A 4,528-nucleotide genomic window follows, 5' to 3' on the forward strand; every position below is an offset into this window, starting at 1 on the left:
CACCGGCAGATACGCCTTCTGCAGGCGGGTGGGGGGCGCCGCGGGAGATTCGGGATCGACCGGGTTCCCCTCCGCGTCGCGCAGCGCCTTGCCGGGCCGCAGGAACCAGTACGCGAGCACGGGCACGATCGTGAGTGCGACGAAGAGCGACGCGGTCATCGCGATCGTCACCGTCAACGCGAACGGCCGGAACAGCTCGCCGGTGACGTCGCCCACGAAGGCGATCGGCAGGAACACGGCGACCGTCGTGATCGTCGACGCGGTGATCGCGGCCGCGACCTCGCGCACCGCGAGCAGGATCGAGGCCCGCTTGTCGGCGTCGCCCACGTAGTGCCGCTTGATGTTCTCGATGACGACGATCGAGTCGTCGACGACCCGGCCGATCGCGATCGTCAGCGCGCCGAGGGTCAGGATGTTCAGCGAGTACCCGAACGCCTGGATGCCGATGAAGGTGATCAGCACGCTCGTGGGGATCGAGATGGCGGTGACGAGCGTCGAGCGCACCGACAGCAGGAACACGAGGATCACGATCACCGCGAACACGAGACCGAGCAGGCCTTCCTGCGCGAGTGCCTCGATCGACTGCTCGATGTAGGGCGCCTGATCGAAGACGACGGTGAACGCGGGCCCGCCGAGGGCCGCCTCGAGGTCGGGGACGATCGCGAGCACGCCGCGCGAGACGTCCACGGTGTTCGCGGCCGGCAGCTTGGTGATCGCGATGGTGAGTGCCGGCTCGCCGTCGACCCGCGAGATGGAGGTCACGGGGTCGGTGTCTTCGGCGACGGTCGCCACGTCGCCGATCGTCGTGGTTCCCGCGGCCAGCTGCGCAGGGTCGCTCGGCACGAGCGGGAGGGCGGCGAGGTCCTCGACGGTCGTGATCTTCACGCCCGTCTGCACCGTGAGGGTCTGATCGCCCTCGGTGATGTCGCCGCCGGGAAAGAGCACGCCGTTCTGATCGAGGGCGTCGCGGATCGCCTGCGTGCTGAATCCGGCGGCCGCCAGCTGTGCCTGATCCGGCGTGATCGTGATGCGCTGCCCGATGCCGCCGACCACCTGCGCGGCGTTCACCCCGTCGACGTCTTCGAGATCGGGGATCACGCTCTGCTCCAGCTGCGACTGGATGGTGAGCGCATCGTCGTATCCGGTGACGGCGAGCTGGATGACGGGGAAGTCGTCGAAGCTCGCCGAGATCACATTGGGCTCGACGGACTCCGGCAGCTGCGCGTCGATGCGGTTGATAGCCTGCGTGATCTTCTGCTCGGCGGTGGCGAGGTCCGTGCCGTAGGTGAAGGATGCCGAGATGATCGAGGCGTTGGTGGTGCTGGTCGCCGTCGTCGACTCGAGCCCCGCAACCCCCTGGATGGCGGTCTCGATCGGCGTCGAGACGTCGGTGTTGACGACCTCGGGGGACGCTCCCGGATAGGTGGTCACGATCGCGAGCTGAGGGAACTCGATCGAGGGGATCAGCTCCTGCTTCAGGCTCGTCAGGGCGAGTCCGCCGAAGACGGCCGCCACGATCGTGATGAGGGCGATGAGGGCGCGGTTCTTGAGACTCAGGACGGCGAGCTTCGACACAGGGGACCTTCGCTGGGGGGATCGCGTCGCCGCACGATCGAGCAGGACAGAGTGCGCGGCGCTCGATACGGAGATGTATCGGATGCCAGTATCTCACCCGATGCGCTGCCCCCAGGCCGTCAGAGCGCCTCCGGCCGTCAGGCCCAGACCTGCCACCGCGAGGCACGCCACGACGGTGCCGAGGGCGTTGATCACGGCGCTGCGACGGCGCCCCTCCTCGGCCAGCAGCACCGTCTCGACCGACACGGTGCTGAAGGTCGTGTAGCCGCCGAGAAGCCCGACGCCGAGGACGAGCGCCGCCGACCCCGCGTGCCCGACGACGCCGACGAGCAGACCCAGCGCGAGCGAGCCCGTCGCGTTCACGACCAGGATTCCGTACGGAAACCGCAGCGGCCGCCCGGCGACGACGATCGCGTCGACGATGTAGCGCAGACCGGCGCCGACGCCGCCCGCGAGCGCCGTCAGCAGCAGCTCGAGCCCGCTCATTCGGCCTCGCTCGGATCATCGAACGACCCCCGGCGACGCGCGATGTCCCGGCCGAGCGCGAGACCCGCCGCGGCCGCCGCGATGCCCAGAACGATCGAGACGACGGCGAGGCCCGCGGCGAGGAGAGGGGCGGATGCTGTCGCCTCGACCGACTGCACGGCGAAGGCGCTGTACGTGGTGAACCCGCCGAAGACCCCCGTGCCGAAGAAGGCGCGACGGGCGGGATGACGGGCGCCGAGCAGCCCGATGACGACACCCAGGCCGAAGGACCCCGCGACGTTGATCGCGAGGGTGGCGGCGGCGATCGCGTCGGGGCCCGCGCCCACCGTGAGCAGCGCCCGTAGGGCGACGCCCAGCATCCCGCCCGCGACGACGGCGCCCAGCAGACGCGGTCGGACGACGGGCGCGCGGGGCATGCGCCCCACCCTACTGAGGTGCCGGGCTCACCCGCCCAGGAGCTCGCGGATCGCCGACTCGGGCGAGATGTCGAGGTCGAGCAGTCGTCCGCGTGCGTAGTGGCGGAACACTCGGGGATCGATGTAGCTCGAGCGCGCGACGGCGGGAGTGTTGCCGAGCGCCTCGGCCGTCGCCCGCACGGCGAGCTGTTCGGCGCGTCTGCGGTCGGCCTTGGTGTCGACCGTGCCGATGCGCGCCAGCGCCTCGGCGGCCAGGATCGTGCCGCGCAGCGTCCGGAAGTCCTTGGCAGTGAACCGGCCGCCCGTGAGGGCACGGACGTACGCGTTCACGTCCGAAGGGCTCAGCGGCACGCGCCGGCGCCCGCGGCGATACGACAGCAGAGCGGCGCGTGGCCGCCCCTGCGCCAGGTCGGCCACCACCGCCGCGAGGTCGGCGTCGTCGATCACGATGTGGGCGCGCTTGCCGCTCTTGCCCGGGAACGACAGGGTGATGCGCGGCGGTTCGGCCACGACATCCCGCCTCTGCAGCGTCGTGAGCCCCCGGCTTCCGTGGGCGGCGAGATACCTCGCCGAACCTACCCGGGGCGCGCCGAGGTCGAGCAGCCGGAATGCGACCGCGAGCACCTTCTCCCGATCGAGCGCGGAGCGGCGCAGGGCGCTCGTCACACGGGCGCGGGCGCGGGGCAGCGATTCGCCGAGCGCCAGTGCGCGCGCGTACTTGTTGCGGTCCCGGTTCGCGCTCCAGTCGGGGTGGTACACGTACTGACGCCTGCCGGCGTCATCGGTGCCCACGGCCTGGATGTGTCCACGCGACTCACGGCAGATCCAGACCTCCTGCCACGCTGGCGGGATGACGAGAGTCCGGATGCGTGCGACGTCTCGGGCGGCGGCGGACCGACCCCTGTGGTCGACGTAGCGGAATCCGGAGCCCGCGCGCACACGGGTGATGCCGGCGTCCTCGAGTGGACGCACGCGCACGAGGCGCGGCACGCGTCAGTGGTTGCGGAGCATCGAGATCAGCTCCGACTTCTTCTTGCCGGAGTATCCCGAGATGCCGAGCTCCTTCGCGCGGCCCCTCAGATCTGCGACGGTCCACTCCTCGTAGTCGCCGGAGCGGCCGCCGCGCTCACCGACGGCCTTGCGGCCATCGCGGGCGGCGGCGTTGGAGATGCGGGCGGCCTTCTCCTTGGAGGCGCCGTCGTCGCGAAGCTCCTCGTAGAGCTCGGGGTCCTTCAGGCTGTTCGATCCACGTCCCCGGGGCATGTGTGCCTCCTTCTCGGTCGCGTTCGTGGGTGCGCGGACGACGAGGATGCTGTCCGCACCGCAGACCATACGCCCGAGTCCGCGGGAGTGCACGGGGTTGACACGGCACCTGCGTAGGCGCATGTGGATAGCACCGCGAGAGTTGGAGCGTCAAGCCCCTCGCATCGAATGCACAGGAGTGGGACTGTGGTGTCGTGCCCCGGCACCCGTCCCCCCACCCCGGGGTCGGCCTGAAATGAAATGGGAGCAATCCTCCATGAACCTCGCACTCATCATCGTCATCGTGGTCGCGATCGTCCTGGCGATCGTCGGCGGTTTGAACTCGGCGCTGGGCTGGCTGGTCTGGGTCGCGATCATCGCGGGCATCATCGCCCTCATCGTGTTCCTCTTCCGAGTCATCAGCGGCAACCGCAAGGCCTAGCCGCACGAACCCACGGATCGGCGCCGTTTTCGGGTACGAGCGCCGTTCCCTCCTCCGCGGATGCCGCGGCCTGACGTCTCTCGTCGGGCCGCGGCATCCGTTCGTGGTGCCGGCGCCCTCCCGTGCGGTCGGCGGACCCGGTTCCCTTTCGAGATATATCGTGTTATCGTCACGACACACGATATATCGTGTCTGAATCGGACAACAGGAGAACCCCATGTCACTTGAGAAGTGGATCATCCACCCCGGTGAGGCGCGCGTCATCGACATCGAGACCGTGCGCAAGCTGAAGGTGGGCCTCGTCGGCGGCCAGATCGACGTCGTCGCTCACGACGAACCCGGCGCGCGCATCGAGGTGCACGCGGTC

Annotated in this window: 6 protein-coding genes; 1 reads left to right on the top strand and 5 read right to left on the bottom strand. The window is 69.7% G+C overall.

What is annotated here, in order from left to right; all coding sequences use genetic code 11:
- The 5 genes from DI573_RS14065 to DI573_RS14085 form a co-directional block, all read right to left on the bottom strand.
- On the bottom strand, nt 1-1,575 hold a 1,575-nt coding region (locus tag DI573_RS14065; protein ID WP_292815596.1), incomplete at its 3' end, for an efflux RND transporter permease subunit.
- Nucleotides 1,576-1,668: 93 nt separating this feature from the next.
- A complete protein-coding gene (locus DI573_RS14070; RefSeq protein WP_292815599.1) occupies nt 1,669-2,061 on the bottom strand; it encodes a CrcB family protein in 393 nt (130 codons plus the stop codon).
- Nucleotides 2,058-2,477, bottom strand: a complete 420-nt coding sequence (locus DI573_RS14075) for a CrcB family protein (protein ID WP_292815601.1) — start codon at nt 2,475-2,477, stop codon at nt 2,058-2,060. Before DI573_RS14075 ends, DI573_RS14070 begins: the two co-directional genes overlap by 4 nt.
- A 27-nt stretch (nt 2,478-2,504) precedes the next feature.
- Nucleotides 2,505-3,467 carry a DNA topoisomerase IB gene (locus DI573_RS14080; RefSeq protein ID WP_292815603.1) on the bottom strand — a complete coding sequence of 321 codons (963 nt, stop codon included), beginning with the start codon at nt 3,465-3,467 and terminating at the stop codon, nt 2,505-2,507.
- A gap of 3 nt (nt 3,468-3,470) precedes the next feature.
- A complete protein-coding gene (locus tag DI573_RS14085) occupies nt 3,471-3,740 on the bottom strand; it encodes a Rho termination factor N-terminal domain-containing protein (RefSeq protein ID WP_292815604.1) in 270 nt (89 codons plus the stop codon).
- Between the two features lie 256 nt (nt 3,741-3,996).
- Here DI573_RS14085 and DI573_RS14090 point away from each other — a divergent pair, with 256 nt between their 5' ends.
- Nucleotides 3,997-4,161 (top strand): hypothetical protein, encoded by a 165-nt coding sequence (locus tag DI573_RS14090; protein ID WP_292815606.1) that lies wholly within the window; start codon nt 3,997-3,999, stop codon nt 4,159-4,161.
- The last annotated feature ends 367 nt before the right edge of the window (nt 4,162-4,528 follow it).

Source organism: Microbacterium sp., assembly GCF_003248605.1.
Classification (GTDB): Bacteria; Actinomycetota; Actinomycetes; order Actinomycetales; family Microbacteriaceae; genus Microbacterium.

Excerpts from the sequence above, each read along its gene's own strand:
- DI573_RS14090 (WP_292815606.1), top strand. The coding sequence starts at position 3,997 with ATGAACCTCGCACTCATCATCGTCATCGTGGTCGCGATCGTCCTGGCG.
- DI573_RS14070 (WP_292815599.1), bottom strand. The coding sequence starts at position 2,061 with ATGAGCGGGCTCGAGCTGCTGCTGACGGCGCTCGCGGGCGGCGTCGGC.
- DI573_RS14085 (WP_292815604.1), bottom strand. The coding sequence starts at position 3,740 with ATGCCCCGGGGACGTGGATCGAACAGCCTGAAGGACCCCGAGCTCTAC.
- DI573_RS14075 (WP_292815601.1), bottom strand. The coding sequence starts at position 2,477 with ATGCCCCGCGCGCCCGTCGTCCGACCGCGTCTGCTGGGCGCCGTCGTC.